Source organism: Actinopolyspora biskrensis, from assembly GCF_013408175.1.
GTDB classification, from domain to species: Bacteria; Actinomycetota; Actinomycetes; order Mycobacteriales; family Pseudonocardiaceae; genus Actinopolyspora; species Actinopolyspora biskrensis.
In genome coordinates, this window is record NZ_JACBYW010000008.1 from 51034 (window position 1) to 71222 (window position 20189).

The 20189-nt window shown below is 67.0% G+C and carries 17 protein-coding genes and 1 pseudogene; 7 read left to right on the plus strand and 11 right to left on the minus strand.

Features of this window, described 5'->3' with window-relative positions; translation table 11 throughout:
• Positions 1 to 198: 198 nt before the first annotated feature.
• On the plus strand, positions 199 to 1383 hold the full coding sequence (locus tag FHR84_RS19245; RefSeq protein ID WP_179536945.1) for a macrolide family glycosyltransferase: 1185 nt from the start codon (positions 199 to 201) through the stop codon (positions 1381 to 1383).
• 16 nt (positions 1384 to 1399) lie between these two features.
• On the opposite strand, the pseudogene feoB reads toward FHR84_RS19245, so the two are convergent.
• The 5 genes and pseudogenes from feoB to FHR84_RS19275 all read right to left on the minus strand — a co-directional run bounded on the left by feoB (position 1400) and on the right by FHR84_RS19275 (position 7038).
• Positions 1400 to 3642, minus strand: a pseudogene (gene feoB, locus FHR84_RS23545) (ferrous iron transport protein B).
• Positions 3639 to 3884, minus strand: a complete 246-nt coding sequence (locus FHR84_RS19260) for a FeoA family protein (protein ID WP_179536948.1) — start codon at positions 3882 to 3884, stop codon at positions 3639 to 3641. Before FHR84_RS19260 ends, feoB begins: the two are co-directional and overlap by 4 nt.
• 356 nt (positions 3885 to 4240) lie before the next feature.
• Entirely contained in the window at positions 4241 to 5800 is a 1560-nt protein-coding gene (locus tag FHR84_RS19265) for a glycosyltransferase family 39 protein (protein ID WP_179536949.1), read from the minus strand.
• Between the two features lie 94 nt (positions 5801 to 5894).
• Positions 5895 to 6380 (minus strand): hypothetical protein, encoded by a 486-nt coding sequence (locus tag FHR84_RS19270; protein WP_218863408.1) that lies wholly within the window; start codon positions 6378 to 6380, stop codon positions 5895 to 5897.
• A 307-nt stretch (positions 6381 to 6687) separates the two neighbouring features.
• Complete coding sequence (locus tag FHR84_RS19275; protein WP_343075337.1) at positions 6688 to 7038, minus strand: RidA family protein; 351 nt, start codon at positions 7036 to 7038, stop codon at positions 6688 to 6690.
• A 310-nt stretch (positions 7039 to 7348) separates the two neighbouring features.
• On the opposite strand from FHR84_RS19275, the gene FHR84_RS19280 reads away from it, so the two are divergent.
• On the plus strand, positions 7349 to 7828 hold the full coding sequence (locus FHR84_RS19280; protein WP_179536952.1) for a hypothetical protein: 480 nt from the start codon (positions 7349 to 7351) through the stop codon (positions 7826 to 7828).
• 287 nt (positions 7829 to 8115) lie between these two features.
• Here FHR84_RS19280 and FHR84_RS19285 read toward each other — a convergent pair whose 3' ends face one another.
• The 4 genes from FHR84_RS19285 to FHR84_RS19300 all read right to left on the minus strand — a co-directional run bounded on the left by FHR84_RS19285 (position 8116) and on the right by FHR84_RS19300 (position 14316).
• Positions 8116 to 9153, minus strand: a complete 1038-nt coding sequence (locus FHR84_RS19285; protein WP_179536953.1) for a family 2 encapsulin nanocompartment cargo protein polyprenyl transferase — start codon at positions 9151 to 9153, stop codon at positions 8116 to 8118.
• A 22-nt stretch (positions 9154 to 9175) separates the two neighbouring features.
• Positions 9176 to 10591 carry a family 2B encapsulin nanocompartment shell protein gene (locus tag FHR84_RS19290; RefSeq protein WP_425489966.1) on the minus strand — a complete coding sequence of 472 codons (1416 nt, stop codon included), beginning with the start codon at positions 10589 to 10591 and terminating at the stop codon, positions 9176 to 9178.
• A gap of 90 nt (positions 10592 to 10681) precedes the next feature.
• Positions 10682 to 12907: a terpene synthase family protein gene (locus FHR84_RS19295; RefSeq protein ID WP_179536954.1), complete on the minus strand. Its 2226-nt coding sequence runs from the start codon at positions 12905 to 12907 to the stop codon at positions 10682 to 10684.
• 5 nt (positions 12908 to 12912) lie between these two features.
• Positions 12913 to 14316, minus strand: coding sequence for a family 2B encapsulin nanocompartment shell protein (locus tag FHR84_RS19300; RefSeq protein WP_179536955.1), 1404 nt, complete (start codon positions 14314 to 14316; stop codon positions 12913 to 12915).
• Between the two features lie 512 nt (positions 14317 to 14828).
• Here FHR84_RS19300 and FHR84_RS19305 point away from each other — a divergent pair.
• The 4 genes from FHR84_RS19305 (at position 14829) to FHR84_RS19320 (ending at position 18396) form a co-directional block, all read left to right on the plus strand.
• Positions 14829 to 15128: a helix-turn-helix domain-containing protein gene (locus FHR84_RS19305; protein WP_179536956.1), complete on the plus strand. Its 300-nt coding sequence runs from the start codon at positions 14829 to 14831 to the stop codon at positions 15126 to 15128.
• Entirely contained in the window at positions 15125 to 15892 is a 768-nt protein-coding gene (locus FHR84_RS19310; RefSeq protein WP_179536957.1) for a bestrophin-like domain, read from the plus strand. The genes FHR84_RS19305 and FHR84_RS19310 overlap by 4 nt, the downstream gene beginning before the upstream one ends.
• The gene (locus FHR84_RS19315; RefSeq protein WP_179536958.1) at positions 15892 to 17067 is read left to right on the plus strand and encodes a hypothetical protein; all 1176 of its coding nucleotides are present in this window, start codon (positions 15892 to 15894) and stop codon (positions 17065 to 17067) included. Before FHR84_RS19310 ends, FHR84_RS19315 begins: the two co-directional genes overlap by 1 nt.
• Positions 17068 to 17373: 306 nt before the next feature.
• A complete protein-coding gene (locus FHR84_RS19320) occupies positions 17374 to 18396 on the plus strand; it encodes a WD40/YVTN/BNR-like repeat-containing protein (RefSeq protein WP_179536959.1) in 1023 nt (340 codons plus the stop codon).
• Between the two features lie 33 nt (positions 18397 to 18429).
• Here FHR84_RS19320 and FHR84_RS19325 read toward each other — a convergent pair whose 3' ends face one another.
• Positions 18430 to 18903, minus strand: a complete 474-nt coding sequence (locus FHR84_RS19325; protein WP_179536960.1) for a MarR family winged helix-turn-helix transcriptional regulator — start codon at positions 18901 to 18903, stop codon at positions 18430 to 18432.
• A gap of 475 nt (positions 18904 to 19378) precedes the next feature.
• Between FHR84_RS19325 and FHR84_RS19330 the strand changes: the two genes are divergently transcribed.
• Entirely contained in the window at positions 19379 to 19897 is a 519-nt protein-coding gene (locus FHR84_RS19330) for a phenolic acid decarboxylase (RefSeq protein ID WP_281361418.1), read from the plus strand.
• Positions 19898 to 19902: 5 nt separating this feature from the next.
• Here the strand turns inward: FHR84_RS19330 and FHR84_RS19335 are convergent, their stop codons facing one another.
• Positions 19903 to 20172, minus strand: a complete 270-nt coding sequence (locus FHR84_RS19335; RefSeq protein WP_179537042.1) for a MerR family transcriptional regulator — start codon at positions 20170 to 20172, stop codon at positions 19903 to 19905.
• Between the last annotated feature and the right edge of the window lie 17 nt (positions 20173 to 20189).

The window sequence follows — 20189 nt, forward strand, 5'->3', positions numbered from 1 at the left end:
CCGGCAGGGGCGCTCCGGACGCGACCGCGGCGGTGCTCCCGCGAGCTCTGCCCGTTTTGGTTCTTTCGTGGTGCTGGCGATGTTGATGACGTCACTTTTGCGTGCGGGCGCGGGCGTTCGCCGTGTGCGGGGCGGAACAATCGAAACGAAAGTGGCGACAAATGCCAAAATTTTTCTCGAACGACGCTGCGAGGAAGTATGTCCCGCCATTTCGCGTTCATGGCACCACCCTTCGACGGGCATGTGAACCCGAACCTCCCGCTGGTGGAAGAGCTGAGGAAGCGCGGCCACCGCGTCAGCTACGCCACCGGGAACCGCAAGTTGGAAACCGTGCGGTCCAGCGGTGCTCAAGGCGTCGACACCAACATGGATTTCTCCCCGCCCACGCAATCATTCGACCGGATGACCCCGGAGATGTTGGCGGAGATGATGGGCTATCTCCTCGAGCACGTGCGTGTGTCCTTTCCCGTGCTGCGCCGGCACTTCACCGAGGACCCGCCCGACGTGGTGTGCTACGACATGATGATGATGGCCGGCCCGATGCTGGCCGAGGTCCTCGGAGTTCCCGGAGCGGCCCTGGTGCCCAACTTCGCAGCGAACGAGCACTTCTCGCTGCTGCGGACCTTCCTGCCCGAGGACTTCGACACCGAGCACCCCGCGCTGCGCGAAGTGGAGCGAAACCGCGCTGAGCTGGCCGAGGAACTCGGAGTCTCCCCGCCGGAGTCCGTGTTCTCCGCGAAACCCGCCGATTTGAACCTGGTGTCCATTCCGCGCCAGTTCCAGCCCGAAGCCGAGACCTTCGACGACCGTTTCCGGTTCCTGGGGCCTTCACTCGGCAGCAGGGCCACGCGGGAGTCGTTCACCCCGCGGGCCCCTGAGGCGCCACTGCTGTTCATCTCCCTGGGCACCGCGTTCAACAACCGCCCGGATTTCTACCGCCAGTGCCTGGACGCCTTCTCCGACGGGCCGTGGCAGGTGGCGATGTCGATCGGCGAACGGCTCGACCCGGACGAGCTGGGACCTGTGCCGGACAACTTCGACGTGCGCACCCGGTTCCCGCAGCCGGCCGTGCTCGAGCACGCGGACGTGTTCCTGTCGCACACGGGCATGAACTCCACGATGGAGTCGCTGTATCACGGTGTCCCTCTGGTGGCCTATCCGCAGATGCCGGAACAGCGGGCCAATGCCGAACGTGCCGAGCAGCTCGGGCTGGCCCGGGTCCTCCCCGCCGAGGTGACCCCGGAGATCCTGCGCAAGACGGTCGATGCCGTGTCCGGGGACGAGCGGATGCGGGCCGTGGCCTCGGCGACGAGTTTCGGCGTGCGCAGCGGTGGTGGCGCGGTGGCCGGTGCCGACGCGCTGGAGGCGCACCTGGCGACCTGAAGCGCTCTCGCCCCGGTCACACCCACCCGGCCGAACGGGCCACGGCGGCGGTCAGGCTCGTGACCACGATCCCGAGCCCGACCGGCAGCAGCGTGGCCACGGTCGTCCATTTCAGGCTCCGAGTTTCGTGCCAGATGGTGAGGATGGTGGTGCCGCACGGGTTGTGCAGCAGGCTGAACAGCATCAGGTTGACGGCTGTGAGCAAGGTCCAGCCTCCCGCCTGCACGAGCACGGTCCGGGTCTCGGCGGTCCCCAGCTCGAGCAGGACCCCGCTGTCGGCGCCGAGCAGATCGGGGCCGAGGGTCAGCGTCAGCATCAGGATGGTGGGAACGATGATCTCGTTGGCGGGGATGGCCACGACGTAGGCCAGCAGGATGAGGCCGTTGAGCCCCATCAGCCATCCCAACGGGGCGAGCAGCGCGGCGAGATGACCGGCCAGGCTCGCCTCGGCGATGGTGACGTTGCTGATCAGCCAGATGGCCGCCCCCGCGGGGGCGGCCATGGTCACCGCTCTGCGCAGTACTTTCAGGGTGCGATCGATGAGGCTGGTGTAGAGGGTCCGCCAGATCCTGGGCGGCCGGTACGGGGGAAGCTCCAGCGAGTACACCGAGGTCTCCCCGCGCAGCACCGTTTTCGACAGCCCCCAGGACACCAGCAGTGTGACCAGCACGCCGAGGAAGGCCACGGTCACGACACTGCCCGCGGCGACCACGCCCGCGAAGGCGGGCGGGACCAGTTTTCCGAGGAAGACGGTGCCCATCAGGATGAGCACGGGCCAGCGTCCGTTGCAGATGCTGAAATTGTTGGTGATGATGGCGATCAGCCGTTCGCGCCGGCTGTCGATGATCCTGGTGGAGGTCACTCCGGCCGCGTTGCAGCCGTACCCCATCATCATGGACAGCGCCTGCTTGCCGTGCGCTCCGGACCTCGCGAAGAGTCTGTCCAGGTTGAACGCGACCCTGGGCAGGTACCCGAAGTCCTCGAGGATCGTGAACAGCGGGAAGAAGATCGCCATGGGCGGCAGCATCACGGCCACGACCCAGGCGGTGGACAGGTACACCCCGTCGACCAGCAGCCCCGTCAGCCACTCGGGGACGTGCAGCGGAGCCACGAGCCGTGTCAGCCAACCGTGACCGTGTTCGACGAGCAGCGTGGACAGCAGCCCGGAGGGTGCCGCCGCGCCGGCGATGGTGAACCAGAAAACCCCGAACAGCAGTGCCCCCATGACCACGAATCCCCACACGCGGTGGGTCAGCGCCCTGTCGAGCAGTTTGTCCCAGGTCGTCCGGGCGGGGGATTCCCGGCGGGAGAGGGTGGTGGAGGTGATGCGGGAGGCTTCGGTGTAGAGGGATTCGACGATTCCGTCCCGGAAGTCGTCGTCCAGCTCGGCACGCAGGCGTGCGGCCTCGTCGAGGATCGCCGAGCGGTTCATGTCGTGTTCCCGTCCGAAGACGCCGCGATCACGGCGGCGGTGGACAGTTCACCCAGCGTGCCGTCGGCGACGGCACGCTCGACGCTGGGGTCGCCTTCGAGCAGCCGCAGGGCGATCCACCTGGTGTTGACCACCCCGGGGAACTTCCCTTCGATCCGTTCGGCGAGGCGGCTCACCGCCTGTTCGACCCGGTTGTCGCGGTGCTGGACCCGCTTGCCTCTGGTGGTGATCGCGCCCGAGGTCACCTGTTCCACCGCTTCCAGCAGTTCCGTCATTCCGGTGCCGCGGCGTGCCGTCATCGGGACCACGGGCACCCCCAGTTCCCGGGTCAGGTGCCTGGAGTCCACTGTCAGCCCGTTGCGCTCGGCTTCGTCGACGAGGTTGAGGGCGCACACCACTCGGTCGGTGATCTGCAGGATCTGCAGGACGAGGTTGAGGTTGCGTTCCAGCCGTGTCGCGTCGACGACCACCACGGTCACGTCGGGACGTCCGAACAGCAGGAAGTCGCGGGCGATGTCCTCGTCGTGGCTGGTGGACAGCAGCGAGTACGTGCCGGGCAGATCGACGAGCTTGTAGCGGCGCCGACGGTACTCGAAACTTCCCTCCGCCCTGTCCACGGTTTTGCCCGACCAGTTGCCGACATGCCGGCGTAGCCCCGTCAGCGCGTTGAACACGGTGCTCTTGCCGGTGTTGGGATTTCCGGCCACCGCGGTGACGATGTCGTGCCCCGCGGGATCCACGCCCAGTTTGCGCAGGTTGGAGGCGTTGTTGAGCACGCAGTCCCCGCAGGCGGGGGAGGTGTTGCTCGAAGAGTCCGCCGCGGTCACGTCGGATCTCCCTCGGGGAGGTCGACGTGGACCAGGTGGGCTTGTCCGCGGCGCAGCACGAGCAGACCGTCCCGCACCCGGTAGGCCGTGGGATCGCCGAGCGGGCTGACGCGGTCGACCGAGACCGTGGTGCCGACGAGCAACCCCATGTCCATCAGGCGCCGCCGTTCGGCGCCCTCGAGTTCCAGCGCGGTCACGGTGGCCGTTTGGCCCCGGTGAAGCCGGTCCAGGGTCGTCGACATCTTCCGAACCCCCGCGACACCAATCTTACGTCTTGCACAACTGGCTTTTTAGGGTACCCGAAAAATTTTGTTTCGGCACGCCGCAAAATGGGGTCGGGTGCTCCGGAGGGACCTCTGCTCCGCTCCGGAGGCGCCTGCTGCCGTGGGCAGTGCTACCGGCGCGGACCTGCAGGCACGTGCGTAGGACGTCGGAGCCTGCTGTGAACGCGCAGGCCGAGCGGGAGCCGGTGATCGCCCCCGGCGTCGTGGTGTTCACCGGGGGAGGACCGACGCGGCGTTCGCGCGGGCCGGTCAGCAGTTCGGCGCGGAGTTTCGCCCAGCTCGAGCAGCGGGGCGGTCGCCGTCGCGAGCAGTGGTCACCACAGGCTCATGTGGTGCAACCGCGGCCACAGCTGCGACCACGGTTCCTTCGGGGCTCCTGCCACCCAGATGCGCATGTCCTCGTAGTAGGTGGCGGCGTCGAGATCGGTCTCGACGGTACCGACCTTGCGGACGTCGCCGAACCACTTCTCCAGCTGCTCGCGGTCGGAGCCGAGGTAGACGACGCGCTCGACGTCCTCGCCGGGGCGGTCGAAGTACCAGAAACCCCGGCTCGGGCTGTATACATCGGACAGACCGTGTTCGGGGCCGAAGTGGTGCAGCGCACTAGCCGACCAGTAGTCGTGGGTGATCACGGCCGTGGGGACCTCGCCCGGCAGCGAGTGGTACTGCTCGGCGATCTGGGCGGTGATCGGCTCCCAGCCCAGACTGGCCGTGGCCACGACGTTGCCCGGCCGGATCTCCGAGACCGGGGCGATCGGCAGCGTGTTGATCGCCCCCTGGGAGGCCCAGGCGTAGCTCAGAGCCACCGCGGCCGTCCAACCGCGGAACAGCCAGCGGTAGGTGCCGGTGGCCGGACGTTGCTGCCACCAGAGCTGCACGACCACGGTGGCGGCGGCGAACAGGACCGCGTAGCAACCGGCCAGGTAGTAGGAGCGCCCGCTGCTCATCGCGAACAGCGCGGTGAGCGCCACGACGGTGACCCCGATGAACCGGTAGGGACTCAGCTGCCGCCGGAACAGCAGTCCGCACAGCCCCACGACCGTCAGTGTCCCCCCGATCGGACCGACCTGGGTGAACAGCACGCGCAGGAACGAAGTGACACCTCCGGTCTCGGAGTCGACCACCTCGGCCATCTCCAGCTGGGGCCAACCGTTGTCGACCTGCCACAGCAGACCGGGCAGGGCGGCCAGCACCGACAGGCCCCCGGCCACCCACAGACCGGGACGCAGCGGCAGCCGACGTGGTCCGAACAGCACGGCAGCGAGAACCAGCACCAGCCACAGCGCCGGAATGAGCAGTTTGAACTGCAGCGCCACGGCCGTGACCAGCCCGGCGCCGATCAGCAGCGGATCACCGGACTCGCCCTGCTGGTACTTGCGTGTCCACCGGACCACCAACCACAGGACCCAGGCCCACAGCGCCTGGTCGAACGAGTAGGTGACCAGCAGGTGCGCCGACCCCACGAAGTGGGGCGCCAGCATGCAGGCACCGGCGGCGCAGGTCTGCGCGAGGCGTTTTCCGCCGAGTTCGCGGGTGGTCAGCGCCGCGAAGACGATGTAGCCGATGGTGGCCAGCAGCGACGGGAGACGCAGCGCGACCAGCGAGTCGGGAAACAGCGTCTGCATGGCGCGCGCGACCAGCGGCACTCCCGGGGGCTGGTCCACGTACCCCGGTGCGGGATGGTCGCCCGCCGCGAGGAAGTACAGCTCGTCGCCGAAATAACCGTACCGGGAGGCGACCAGCATCCCGACGGCGAAGAAGCCGAGAGCGAGCGCGGTGATCGGCACCCAGGCGAACCGGGGGAGTGAGGTGGGGGCGCGTTGGTCCGCTTCCCGCGGAGTGGTGCCGACGGGTGCCGGCGGTGCTGTGGACATCACGCTCCGAGTGCCAATTGGTGGACAGCGTCCGATGCGCGGTCCGATACGCGCTGTGCCCCGGGTAGGTCGCGAGGCGGAAAATCCCCCGGTGTCAGCGTTTCTTCGGTGCGGGATCCTTGCGCAGCAGATCGGGCCCGAGGATGCGTCGAACGACGCGGCGAGCCAGGCTGCGCCGTTTCGGGCGTTCCGCGGTGGGTTCGGCCGCCGTCTCCGGAGTGCGCGCGGATTTTTCCGTGGCAGGCGAGGAGGGCGCCGCTGCCCGGTGCTCGGTGGGGGTGGCCACGCTCGTTGCCCCGTCCACGGAGCTGTCCTCGGCGGTGGGTGCCGAGGTGGCCGGTTCCGGGTTCAGCTTTTTGGCGAACTCCGGGGGCTGCTCGCGGATGGCGGGGATGAACGGCTGGGTGACTTCGAGCCGTTCCGCCCACGGTGCCGGGGTCAGCGGTTGGTCCGGAGGGATGAGTTCACCCTCGATGCGGGTGGTCAACGGTCCGGCATCGGTCGAGAAGTCATTGTGCGGTTGTCCGGTTGGCGCCAGTGGCTGGAACCAGGGTCGAGCACGGTCGTCTTGAAGTGTCATCCGTATCGACTCGTGATAGGAGCAAACGGCCAGTCCCACCGGAGGGTGAAACCCTTCCGGCGAGACAGAGCCTACCGGTAACGCTCCGATTAAGCACCACCCGCCACGCCTCCGCGGCGAAACCGTGGAGCACACGGCCGTTCTCCGAATTCGTCACACCTCGGGTGAGCTGCTGCCGACCCCGGCGAACGGAGACGTGGCACGCGTCTTCCCGAATCCCGCACGGCGCACCGTTATTGTCCTATGTAGTCGGAAAAGCACGTATCGTGATTATCGTGCGCCGTCGCGGGGTGGTCCCGGGGAGAGGTCACGCCGGGGTGGCTATGGCGTCGACTTCGACCAGCTGGTCGTCGTAGCCGAGCAGGCTCACGCCGAGCAGTGTGGCGGGAGGGGCGTGGGTTCCGAATTCGTCACGTACCGCGTTCCACGTGGTGCGTAGCCGTCCGCGGTCCCGGGTCGCCACGTAGACGGTGCAACGCACCACGTGGTCGAGGTCGGTTTCGGCCTCGCGCAGGGTCGCCGCCAGATTGCGCACGCACTGCCGGGCCTGTCCCGCGGGATCGTCGACGCACACGGTCGCGCCGTGCTCGTCCAGCGGGCAGGCCCCGGCCGTGATCACGAGCGGGCCGTTCGTGCGGGCGGCACAGGCGTAGTCCACCGAGCGGCACCCGTGTCGTTCGCTCCGGGGGAATACCGCGGAGGGGAACGGGGCTCTCCGCGGCATCCGGGCAGGGAGAGCCGCAGCGAGCGCGAGGCACCCCCAGAAGCCTCACGATCGCCGCGACCGACTCTATACTTAATATATTAAGCAATCAACATCGTGTAGTCGCCGGGGCGTCCTCCGGGGGACGTTCGGATCGCGGCGTTCCGCGCGCTTTTGTGACCTGGAGCATGGTCGCACCGTGTTATTCTCGCAGGACCAGGCGATGTCGGCTCGCACAAGCTCTGTTCGAAAGGACATTCGGAAAGTGCGCGCGCGCTATGAGAACGCGACGAACGAGTCCAGCACACTGGCCAAGCGGCTGCGCGCACTCTTCGACACCGTGCGTTACCGTGACAGACGCGGAAAATGGAAACCCTACAGCACGAAATTCGCGGCTGAGTCGATCAGCGCCGATCCCGAGCACGCGACCACGCTCGGGGCCAACTACCTCGACGGATTGCGCAACGGCAGGCACACCAATCCGTCCGCGGACGTGCTGCGAGCCATCGCGAAGTTCTTCAACGACCGTCGCCACTCCGAAACCGCGCCGGTGACGGTGGACTACCTGCTCGGCTCGGAAAGCGATGCCGACCGTGTCCTGCGGGCGAAACTGCAGGAGCACCGGGTGCGCGCCATAGCCATGCGTGCGGGTGAGCTCGACGCGGGACTGCAGGAGCAGGTGCTGGACATGCTGGAACTGCTCGACGAACACCCGGAGCAACAACGGGATCAGCGCTCGGACTGACCGATGCTTCCCCGCCGCGCTGACGGCGGGCGTGACGATTCGGCGCGGCGGCGCCGAAAAGGGCCCCGAGCAGCTAGCGCTGCCGCGGGAGGTTCCGCTCGACAACCACCTACGCCAGGGGAGAGCGGAAAGCCCCGCCGAGTTCCGGCGGGCGACGAGCGCCGGAACTCGGGGAACGGCGCCGGCGAACTGGCCGAGACCTCCGGCCGGGGACCGGAGGGTCGTCCTTTCGGGATCGCCGGAACCCGGCCGCGCAGCGTCGGAGGGCCGGGCGATCCCTCCTCCGCTCAGTGGTCGCGCCGGGTGGCCAGCCGCGCCAGCTCGGTCAGTTCGGACACGGCGGCCCCTTCGAGGCCTCCGTCGAGCTCGTTCAGGGCCACGCCCAGCAGCCGGTCGGCCTCATCGAGGCTGAACCGTCTGCCACCGGCACGTTCGACCAGGTTCGCCGCGTGTTGCACCTCCTGTTCGGACAGTGCTCGATCGTTCCGGTAGAGCTCGTTCAACTCCTCGGCCGCGGGAGTGTCCGAATGCAACGCGGCCAGTATCGGGAGTGTCTTCTTGCGGGACCGCAGATCCGAGTGAATCGGCTTGCCCGTCACCGATGGATCTCCCCAGATCCCCAGGAGATCGTCGACGTGTTGGAAGGCCAGCCCGATACACCGGCCGAACCGGCCGAGCCTGCTCACCTGCTGCTCGGTTCCTCCGCCGAAAGAAGCTCCCAACGCACAGGCACAACCGAGCAGAGCACCGGTTTTGGCCTCGGCCATGTCCACGCACTCGTCCACGGCGACGTACCGACGCTGCTCGAACTCCATGTCCGTGCTCTGACCGTGGATGAGCGTGTGCACGGTCCTGCTGAGGTCACGGGCCGCTTCCACGGCCACCGGGCTCTCGCTGGTCACCAGCACTTCTGTCGCGGCCGTGAGCATCGCGTCACCGGCGAGGATCGCCGCACCCGTCCCGAAAACCGCCCAGGCGCTGGGCCGGTGCCTCCGCGTCTCGTCCCCGTCGATGACATCGTCGTGCAGCAGCGAGAAGTTGTGCACGAGCTCCACGGCGACCGCGGCGGGCACGGCCGCCTCGGCCGAACCTCCCACGGACTGCGCCGCGGACAGCACCAAGGCAGGGCGCAGCGCTTTTCCGCCCCGGACCTCGTGCGGAGCGCCCTGCTCGTCGCACCAGCCGAGGTGGTAGGCGGCAACGGCGCGTGCCTCGTCGGGAAGCCGTTCCACCGAGGCCCGCAGGGCGGGGTGCGTCAGAGCACGGCTGTGCTCCAGCGTGTCGCGGGAGGGCCCCGCGTTGTCCCTTGAGTCGACGAGAGTCACTGACAACAGTCCTTTCCCCGCTTCAGCGGGACACTTCCACGTGCTCGAGCACTCCGAGCGCGTCGGGGACCAGCACGGCGGCGGAGTAGTAGGCGCTGACGAGGTAGGAGATGATCGCCTTCTCGTCGATGCCCATGAAACGGACATTGAGACCCGGAGCGTACTCGTCGGGGATGCCCGTTTGGTGCAGCCCGACCACCCCTTCGTTTTCCTCCCCTGTGCGCAGCACCAGAACGGAACTGGTGCCCGTCTCGCTGATGGGGATCTTGTCGCAGGGCAGCAGTGGAACGTCGCGCCAGGAAATCACGGGCGCACCCTGGTGCCGGATCGTTCTGGGGCGAATACCGCGACGGTTGCACTCCCGCCCGAAGGCGGCGATCACCCTCGGGTGGGCCAGGAAGAACTCGGACCTTCTGCGGCGAGCGAGGAGTTCGTCGAGGTCGTCGGGGGTGGGCGGGCCGCTTCGGGTGTGGAGGCGCTGGGTGAGGTCGGCGTTGTGCAGCAGCCCGAACTCGCGGTTGTTGACCAGCTCCTCCTCCTGGCGCTCGCGCAGCGCCTCGACGGTGAGGGCGAGTTGTCGTTCGGTCTGGTTCATCGGCTGGTTGTACAGATCGGCCACCCGGCTGTGCACCCGCAACACCGTCTGGGCCACGCTGAGCTCGTACTCCCGGGGAGCCGGCTCGTAATCCACGTACGTCCCCGCCAACGGCGGCTCACCGGTGTGCCCCGATTCGATGTGGATATCGGCTTCACCGCGCCTGTTGTGCGGCGGTACCGACTGGGAAACGACCTGCCGAAGATGAGTGTTCAGCCCCGTGAACCGTCGCTCCATTTCGCGGGCTTCCCGCAGGGGGAGGGTCAGCACGGTGCAGGCGGTGATGGCCTTGAGGGTGTGTTGCCAGGTGCCGGTGTCCTCGACCAGTACCCGCTGCCCGATGTGGTCCCCGTCGGCGAGAACGTCGAGCACGGTGTCCTCGCCGTACTCGCCGGGGCCGATCCGGTTGGCCTTGCCGTGTGCCATCAGCACCACCCGGTCGGCCGGACCGCCCCGTTCGACGATGGGATCTCCGGCAGCGTAGTGCTGCTGGGTGAACCGGTCGGCCAGCGCGGCCAGCGCCGACTCGTCGTCGAACCCGCGCAGCAGCGGAAGTTCCCGCAGCTCCTGCGGGATCACCCGCATCTCGGCACCGGTGCTGACGAAGGTCAACCGACCGTCACCGAGCAAATAGGTCAGTCGTCGATTGACGCGATAGGTACCCGCCTGGACCTGCACCCAGGGCAGCATCCGCAGCAACCATCGCGAGGAGATCCCCTGCATCTGCGGCGCCGACTTGGTCGTCGTCGCCAAATTACGGGCGGCCCCCGTGGTCAGGCTCGAGGTGTTGGTGGAAGCCGCGGTCTCGTCCGGTTCGGTGGTTGTCACAGCGCCGGTCACCAATCCTGTCGAAGAGCGGTGCGTCACACGTTTCCGTCGACCGTGTGAGGAGGTCTCGGCAACGTTGTCGGAACGAAGAAATGGGCGGTCGGGTCAGTGCGGTGCTTCGTCGCGAGTTCGGGGGAGGCGCGGGACGCCGGTGGACGCGAGACTCGCGTCCGGCCCGTGCAGCGTCCGTCGGGACGCCAACGAGGTGGTCCTGCCCGTGGTGCTGCCGCGCCCTGTGGTCAGCAACCAGCTCAGCTCTCCGGCGAGCCAGGTTTCGAGTCGTTCGAGAAGACCGTCGAGTCGTTCGTCCTCCCGCGGGGACGGTTCGTGCTCGACACGCAACGCGGGAATCTCCTCCGTGAGAAGGTGGTGGAAGCGCTGTTGGCGGGCTTCGATCAGATCGGCCAGGACAGCGCCGGCTCGTGAAGCGTCACAGCCGAGGAAGCGTTGTACGGTCAGTACCGCGTTCCCGCTTTCCGCGCCGTGCTCTTGCTTCCGGCAGAAGAGGTCGTTGCGCAGCGTGCCGATCTCGGCGAACGTCCGGGTCAGCTCCCGCAGCTGTCTGCTGCGGTGCAGTGTGTCGTCGAGCGGGGCGTCCATGGTGAGTCGGATCAGTGCCAGCGAGAGCCCACCTGTCCCGGTCCGTCCGCGTTTCCCGATGAGCTCGACGGGGTCGGCGATTCCGCTCCGGGTGAGGTCGACCGGTTCGCGCAGCCGGTTTCCGAGGAAGTCCCGCAGGTCTTCGGTGAATCGTCTTCGGGGGTGGGTGGGCATGCTCGTTCTCGTGCGGGCCAGCAGTTCGGCCAGTGCGTGTTCGGCCGGTCCGCTGGGATGTGGAGCCGTTTCGGGAGGCCGCTCCAGGACGGTGAGGAGTCTGTCGACGAAGATCCGGGCGCCGGCCGTGTCACGGGGTCGTTCGAATTCCGCGACGAACAGCTCGTCCAGGTAGTCCGCCCAGATGTGCCAGTCGGCGACCAGGGTAAGTTCCGCTTCGCCCGCGTCCGGGCGTGTGAGTGCGGCGTACAGGGCGTGGTCGGTCGCCGCGAAGGTGTCCTCGTTCCAGACGGTGGTTTCGAGCAGACCGTGCCGTTCGACCCAGGACCTGGTGTGTTCGCGCAGTTGGTTCAGCAGCGGATTCGGCGCGACCTCGTGGGGCGGGCGGGAATCGGTTGGTTCGAACGGCCGGTTCCGCTCTCGACCAGTGGGCCGATCACGCGTGGTGTCCGTGATCGCGCCAGGCGGGCATTGCTCTGGTGGGAGAGCCGACATTCCGGTTCTGCTGGGCAGGCCGAGCAGCCGGCTGATTTCCGGTGGTCCGCTCGGCTCGGAGCTCATGTACCGGCTCGAGAGCGAGTGCCACTCGTGTCCACCGGCCTGCCAGTCCCGCAGCCCTTGGACGTAGCCGAGAACGTCGGCACGTCCGGCCGGTTCGAGGGCGTGTTCGACGAACAGCGGCGGCAGTGCCGCGGCCGCGGTCTCGTCGAACCGGTGCAGTCGTGAGGTCAGCAGGTCGTTGGTGATGTCGGCGGCCCGCTGTGGTGAGCACTCGAAGAAGTGCTCGATCACCAGCACACCGTTGTTGACTTCTCCTTCCTCCTGCGTTTCTCGCTGATAGGAGAACAGGTCGTTGCGCAGGTGTACCCCGTCGGAGAACGCGTCGGCGAGCACGCGGAGCGGGTGGGTGTGGGCCATGGAAGGGGGAAGTTCGGCCTCCCTCGCGTACTCGACCAGGTGCGCCGCCCACTGCGCCCCGCCGAACTCGCGGTGTGTCTCGATGTGGTCGATCGGGTTCGGGACACGGTCGCTGGCGATGTTGACCAGTTCCCGCACGAGGCCCTCGAACAGGTTCCGGGTGCTTTCTGCGAAGCGCAGCGACCATCCGGGCGACATCTGCCCGGCCGTGCGAGCCCACAGGTCGGACAACCCGCGTTCGACGGGATCACCGGGCCGCTGGGGAGACTTCGTGGGACGGGTCGGCATGAACCGTTCCAGGCCACGCAGGTACTCCCCGGCCAGGTCAGGCCGGTCGGTTCGTTTGTGACGGTCCAGGAAGTAGTCGTCGAGGAAGAACGCCCACACGTACCAGTCGGTGACCAGTTTCAGTCTGGGCGCCGTCGCGTCGGGGTGCGTGTAGCCGCACAGCAGGGCGTAGTCGTGCTCGTCGAAGTCGGCTTCGGACCAGACGGCTGTTTCCCCCGGCGCCTCGTCGTCGGTGAGCATTCCCATGTCCAGGGCCCACTGTTTGCTGTGGACCCGTGCCGCTGTCACGTGCGGGTTCAAACGGGCCGAGTAGGGCATGTAGAAACCGGGGAGTTCGAAGGGCCGTGGCAAAGCGCTCAGTCCTGTCGCCCGATCTCGACGTGTTCGAGCACTCCGAGTGCGTCGGGGACCAGCACGGCGGCGGAGTAGTAGGCGCTGACGAGGTAGGAGAGGATCGCCTTCTCGTCGATGCCCATGAACCGCACCGACAGACCCGGCTGGTACTCGTCGGGGATGCCCGTCTGATGCAGGCCGATCACCCCCTGGTTGTGCTCGCCCGTTCGCATCAGCAGTACCGAACTGGTTCGTGTGTCGCTGACGTGCAGTTTGTTGCAGGGAAGCAGGGGGATTCCGCGCCAGGAGGGGACCTGGTGGCCGTTGATGTCGGTACTCTCCGGATAGATGCCGCGGCGGTTGCACTCCCGTCCGAAGGCGGATATCACCTTCGGGTGGGCCAGGAAGAATCCCGCGTCCTTCCACACGAGCGCGAGGAGTTCGTCGAGGTCGTCGGGGGTGGGCGGGCCGCTTCGGGTGTGGAGGCGCTGGGTGAGGTCGGCGTTGTGCAGCAGCCCGAACTCGCGGTTGTTGACCAGCTCCTCCTCCTGGCGCTCGCGCAGCGCCTCGATGGTCAGCCGCAACTGCTGCTCGGTCTGGTTCATCGGCTGGTTGTACAGATCGGCCACCCGGCTGTGCACCCGCAACACCGTCTGGGCCACGCTGAGCTCGTACTCCCGGGGAGCCGGCTCGTAATCCACGTACGTCCCCGCCAACGGCGGCTCACCAACGTGGCCGGAGGCGATGTCGATGGCGGCTTCACCGTAGGAGTTGTGCGGGGGGTTCGGGCTTTGTTGCGTTTCCTGTATGTGTGAGCGCAGCTCCTGAGCACCGGGGATTTCCTCGAGCGTTCGACGCGAGAGGGTCAGCACGGTGCAGGCGGTGATGGCCTTGACGGTGTAGCCCCAGGAGCCGGTGTCGTCGGCCAGTGTGTGCGCTCCCACGTATTCGCCGTCGGCGAGAACGTCGAGCACGGTGTCCTCGCCGTACTCGCCGGGGCCGATCCGGTTGGCCTTGCCGTGTGCCATCAGCACCACCCGGTCGGCCGGACCGCCCCGTTCGACGATCACGTCTCCCGGGACGTGCTCCTCCTGGACGAACCGGTCGGCCAGCGCGGCCAGCGCCGACTCGTCGTCGAACCCGCGCAGCAGCGGAAGTTCCCGCAGCTCCTGCGGGATCACCCGTACCTCGGCACCGGTGTTGACGAAGGTCAACCGACCGTCACCGAGCAAATAGGTCAGTCGGCGATTGACGCGGTACACACCGCCGTTGGATTGCACCCAGGGCAGCATCCGCAGCAACCACCGCGAGGAGATCCCCTGCATCTGCGGCGCCGACTTGGTCGTCGTCGCCAAATTGCGGGCGGCGTCGGTTCCCAGACTCGACTGTGCGTACGTGCGGTCTCCGGAGGTCTCCGGTGTGGTCATCTTCGGCGAACCAATCTCGTCGTACCGATGGACGGGTGCGCAGCGATCGGAAAATGCACATCCGTCAATTTCGAATGTCTCCCCGGAATCGAAAAATTTTCCCGAAGTCGACGGGGAAGACATTATCAGCGGAAAAAACGGCCGCAAAGTCACTCGAAAGTGGAACTTTTGTCGCCGGTCATCGGGTTGCGCACGCGCGGAAATCACCGTTTTGGCCGCTTGTTTCGAACGCAATGTGATCGACAAGCCGCCTTTCGGGTCTCGTTGGCGAACAAATGCGTGATGCGCGGCACGGGCGATTGGTTTTCCCGGGAAGCACGGGAGCGGTGCTCCATCGGTGGCAACTGGCACGATCGGGTATTTCCCGCGGAGGAGTTGTCAAAAAAAGAATTGCCGGATATTAGTGTCAGGGGGGCTTTCGATCAGTGGGAGCCGGTGCAATGTCGGAAAATCCGAACATGTGTCGACAGAGGCGACGACGGTGAGGTGTCGACGCCGGAGAGGACGAAGCGGTGAAGTGGAATCTGCGGCTCGTGGCGGCGCACCGCGGTATCTGGAAAGCCGGTGAACTGCAAAACCGATTGGCCGAACACGGGTTGCACGTCTCCGCGGGAAAGCTGTCGGGCCTGTGGTCCGGCACTCCGATCAGCCTGAAATTGTCCGATTTGGATGTCATCTGCAGCGCATTGGACTGCGAGGTCGGAGAGTTGCTGACCCCGGAAACCGGCGGATCCGCCGTGGGAGGAACCACGCGCAGTACCAGTACCGCCCCGGACCCTGCCCACCTGAACCGGGGGGAGAGGAGTGAATGAACCTTTACGTCAGTGGCTCGCTGTGGGTGTGTGCCGCCGCCGTGACGGCCGGGCTGGTCGGTTACCTGGTGCGCAAGTTCGGGCTGGACGAGGGCCGCCCGGGCAACAACGACGCTGCCGGGCAAGTGTTCGTGATCGTCAGCGGTATGCACGCGGTCGTGCTCGGTTTCGTCATGGTGACACTGTTCGACTCCGTGGGGACCGCTCGCGAGGGCGCCTACCAGGAAGCCCGAAATCTCGTTGCCGTCTCCTGGGCGGCTGACGCGCTACCGGAACCGACGGGGCAGCGGGTCCACGAGCTCACCGCCTCCTACGCCCGCACGGTCATCGAACGCGAATGGCCCAATATGCGCGCGGATACCACCGTCTCCGATGACGGTTGGCGCGAACTCGGCCGCATCAAGCAGGTCGTACTCGACGCGCAGGCCTCCGGAGACTGGGAGGAAGGCCGCAAAGCCGAAGCGATGGACCGGCTGCAGGACGTCTATCGCCAACGGCAGGACAGGCTGACCACCGCGTTCCACCGCGACGTGACCACCGTGGTCTGGTTCGTGCTCGTGCTGGGCAGCGTTCTTGTCGTGCTGCTGCCGAACCTGTTCGGCGGAACCAGACTGATCCCCCACGTGGTAATCGTGGCCACCCTGGCGGCGACCCTCGCGTTGCTGGTGTTCGCCATCTACCACCTGCAGAACCCGTTCGCCGGAGAGTCGAGGATCGAACCGACCGCGTTCCGGTGGGCCCTCGACAGACTCGTGGACAAGTGATGCCTCGACCGCGTTTCCCGCTGCGTGCAGCCGCGGCACCGTTGTCCGTCCTGTTCCTCGTGTCGGTGCTGGTTCCCGCCCCGGTCACGGCGACACCTCCGGGGGACGACTGTCCGATCCTGCGCGTACGGACGGAGCAGCACGGGAGAGGTTCGACGCTCGAGCGCGTCGTACTGCCCGAGGGCAGAGTCACCGCGCTGCGGGAGTTCGACCGGCGGGTCGACGCGCTCGGACACTCCGCGGACGAAGGGCTGACCTACGGCCTGGTGACCACATCACTCGGCCTCGCGCGGGTGATCACCTTCGACCAGCACGGGCGGAAACGGATCCCCACGCCCGGCGAGGGATCCCCTGACCCGAACGGCGTTCCGCTGGTGGGAGTGCCCGCGGGCGGGACGCTCTCCGACGGAAAGTGGTACGTGACAAGCCACCATCACCTGCACGTCATCGACGTCGACCCCACCAGCCCGGATTACCTCACGGTGGTGCGCTCCACACGACTGGGAGCACTGGTTCCCCCCATGCGGATCGAGGACTTCGACGTCACCGGGAACGCAGTGCTGCGAACTGTGCTCACGAACCACGCGGGAACGACAGTGCTGATCACAGTCGACACCGAGACGGGACACCTGCTTTCCAGCGAACCGGTGCCGCTGCCGGCAGCGCGGTACGGATCCGTGGTCGGCGGCCCGCACGGGGAGCTGTACGTCACGGCCGACAACACCGCCGGAGGCGCCAAGTCGTACCGAATCGACGAGCAGGCGAACACGACCGAGCTCGTGAGTGAGCCAGCCCGGGGCTACAGCGACGGGGCCGGGTGTCTGCATCTCAACCCCCGCCCACCGGAGCCCACGGTTCCACCGCCGGAGCCGCCCCCGGAACCGCCACCTCCCGAACCACCGACCACCCGAACACCGGACCCCACCAACACATCACCACGGCCGAGCAGTACGCCCACCACCCGCACACCGCAGGAGCCCACCTCCCCCTCCACACCTTCCGGCGCCGCGGAGTCACCACCGCCACCTTCCACATCCGGGGAACCCCCTCCGATACGCCCTTCGGACAGCAGGGGGCCCGCTCCGGAAGTCGACACGAGCACGAAACGGCAGTGGGTGCTGACCATGCTGTTGCTCGTGATCGGAGCGAGCACGGTGGTGCGGCGACTGCGCTGACTGGTGTTTTCCGTGCTCCCTGTCGCGGGGGTTGCTCGCGGGGCCTTCGATGCCGGCGGCACCGAGGAAAAACCTCGCCCCACCGACAACCCGACCGGGAAACCTCGGTGAAGCCGGTTCCGGGGCGGACGGCGTACCGAGGTGCTCGCCGTGAAGTCCCGCCGACGTTCCGTCATCCCCCGGTAGCGTGAAAATACGGCCGCACGATTCCGTGCGGTGCGACACTGCCCGTCGGCGGTGCTGCTCAGCGAAGCTCCCCGTATCCACCTACCTTGCGGACACGACGACGCCGGCGAGGAGAGAACCATGGCAGAACCGGGGCTTCCCCACAGGCTCGTTCCGACCTCCACCTCGTGGACCAACGCCCACTGTGGCTGGGTCCTCGGGTTCTCCCGGGATGACACCGCCACTCGAGCGGCTCTGCTGTACACCGACAACGGGGGGCTGAGCTGGCGACAACGAGCGGCTCCCGAGGTGACGGTGACTCCGTTCTCCGGGCACGTCAGAGTGCACGCGGCCAACGAGAAGGACGTGCTGGTCACCAACGGCGAAACCGTTTTCGCCACACACGACGCCGCGTCGAGCTGGCACCAGGTGGATCTTCCCGACACGCGTTCGCAGACCCTCGTCGGGGCCGTGGACTCCGGCCCGAGCGCCGCGTACGCCGTGATCACTTCGGGGCCCGACGAGGACAGGCGGACCCGACTGTTCAGCTCCCCGGTGTCCGAGACGCGCTGGGAACCGGTTCCGGAGCTCGAACTCGCCGGACCGAGTAGCGGCGCGGTGGTCGCTTCCGACGACGCGGTTTTCGTGACCCTCGGCGGTGGCGAGGCGGAAGGTCGGTACTGGACCACCGAGGACGGTCGACACTGGCGGGAGAAGGCACCACCGTGTCCCGAGGTGTACATGGCACCCTGGCTCGCGCTGCCCGCCGGGGACTCCGCCACGGTTTTCGCGTTGTGCGGCTATCAGGCGGACCAGCCTCCCGGACACACCTACAAGGACCTGAAGTGCTCGGTGAACGGTGCGCCGTTCGAGACGCTCGGAAGAGCCCCCGCCCCCGGAATAACTCGCGGTCTCGCCGTTCCCACACCGCTTTCGGCGTTGGTGAGTTCGGTGGGAGGCGGATTCGGGTTCCTGTTCCGCTCCACGGACGCCGGGGACAGCTGGGAAACGGCGCTGCGTCGGGAGCCGCCCTCGTTGCTCGACCTGGACTTCCAGGACCCCGTCCACGGAGTGGCTGTTCACGGCTCCGGAACGGGGGAGCACGGGGTGGTACTGCGTACCGTCGACGGTGGAGCGAGCTGGCAGGAACTGCCGTTGGAGTAGTTGTACGGACCGCCATGAGGCGAGGGCGGTGCCTCACTCCTCGGCACGCCCGGCGCTGCCCGGTTTGTGCGCCGAGTGCGAGTCCAGCTCTGCGGTCAGCCGCTCCAGCGCGGGAACGGCCCTGACCAGGGCGTCGCGGTCCTCGGCGGAGAGACCGGCCATCGCCTGTTCCAACGTGGTCCTGCTGGCTGTGTCGTAACGGTCCAACAGCTGCTGTGCGGTGGTGGTCACCGACAGGTTCACGGTGCGCAGGTCACTCCGCGAGGTCTGTCTGTCTATCAGTCCGGCGGAGCTCATCGTCCGTACGAGATTGCTGACCGTGGCGGGAGAGGTGCGCAGCCGTTCCGCTGTCGCCTTGGTGCCCATGGGGCCTTCGGCGGACAGTGCGCGCAGCAGTTCGATCTGGGCTTCGGGCAGGTCGGGGAGCTCCCCGGCGGCTCGGGTCGAACGCAGCACGGCTCTGCGCAGGGGGCCGAGTAGACGACTGAGCGAGGTGGCGATGTCCATCGGTTCATCGTGCCACATTTAGATTTGCTGCAAAATTACTCTGTTGTGGACTCATGTGGTGGGTGCGATGGTGCCGCCAGGGGCGCCGGATGCCCTCCGGGCGCGGGGCCGTCGAGCGATGCCGTGATGTGACGAGCCCGCCGGGTGGGGCTGGCCGCACATCCGCCGTTTCCTCGTCCCGCGTTCTTGTTCGCTCCGGACGTCACCGTGACGCAATGCCAACTTGGGAGACAGTAGGCGCACCCCGCGGAGGGTGTCGGTGATCGCAAGGCCGTGACCGCCGCCTCGAAGGGCGTGACGATCGCGATCTTGGCGCGGATCAGCGGTGGCGTGTTCCACCTCGATCGGTCGGGTGGGGCGACATCGCCCATGGTTCGTCGTCCAGCGGCTCGCTGTGGCACATCTTAACTTTTCTACAAAACTAGTTTGTAGCAAAATGAAGTTGTCAGTACAACGAAGCGACAGGAGATGCACGATGACAGCCGTGTCCTCGGCGGCCCCTCCCCAGGACCTGACCGGCATACTCGGAAAACACTTCATCTACACCTATGACAACGGCTGGCGGTACGAGATGTACGTGAAGAACTCCACGACGATCGACTACCGCATCCACAGCGGGATGGTCGGTGGCCGCTGGGTCAAGGACCAGCCCGTCGACCTCGTCCGGCTCGGGGAGAACAGCTACAAGGTGTCCTGGAACGAACCCACGGGAACCTCGGTCAGCGTCAACGTGCTGCTCGCCGAACGGCGACTGCACGGTGTGATCTTCTTCCCGCGGTGGGTGCACCAGCATCCGGAACGCACCGTGTGCTTCCAGAACGACCACCTGGACGAGATGACGCACTACCGCGACCAGGGGCCCACCTATCCGATCTACACCGTCCCCGAATTCGCGGCGATCACCTTCCTGGAGGACCGCGGCGAGAACGACGAGCACGTCGTCGCGAAGTCTCCCGAGGAACTTCCCGAGGGCTACGCCGCGCGCGTCAACTGAGAACGCTACCGCTCCGGAGGTGGTTCTTCGAACTCGGCCAGACGCGCCCGCGTCTCCTGAAGGTCGCGTTCGAGTTCGGCTATGCGGGACGCCGCGCTCAGGAGCGTGTGCTTCTGGTCGAGCAGCTCGCGCACTCGAGCGGCCAGCCGCAGCTGTTTGCGACTGTAACGGCGGTGGCCACCCCCGGAGCGTGTCGGCATCAGCAGCTCTGTGCTGTTGTCCAGACTGCGCAGGAAGTCGGGGGTGACCCCGAGGATCTCGGAGGCGCGACCCATGGTGTAGGCCGGATAGT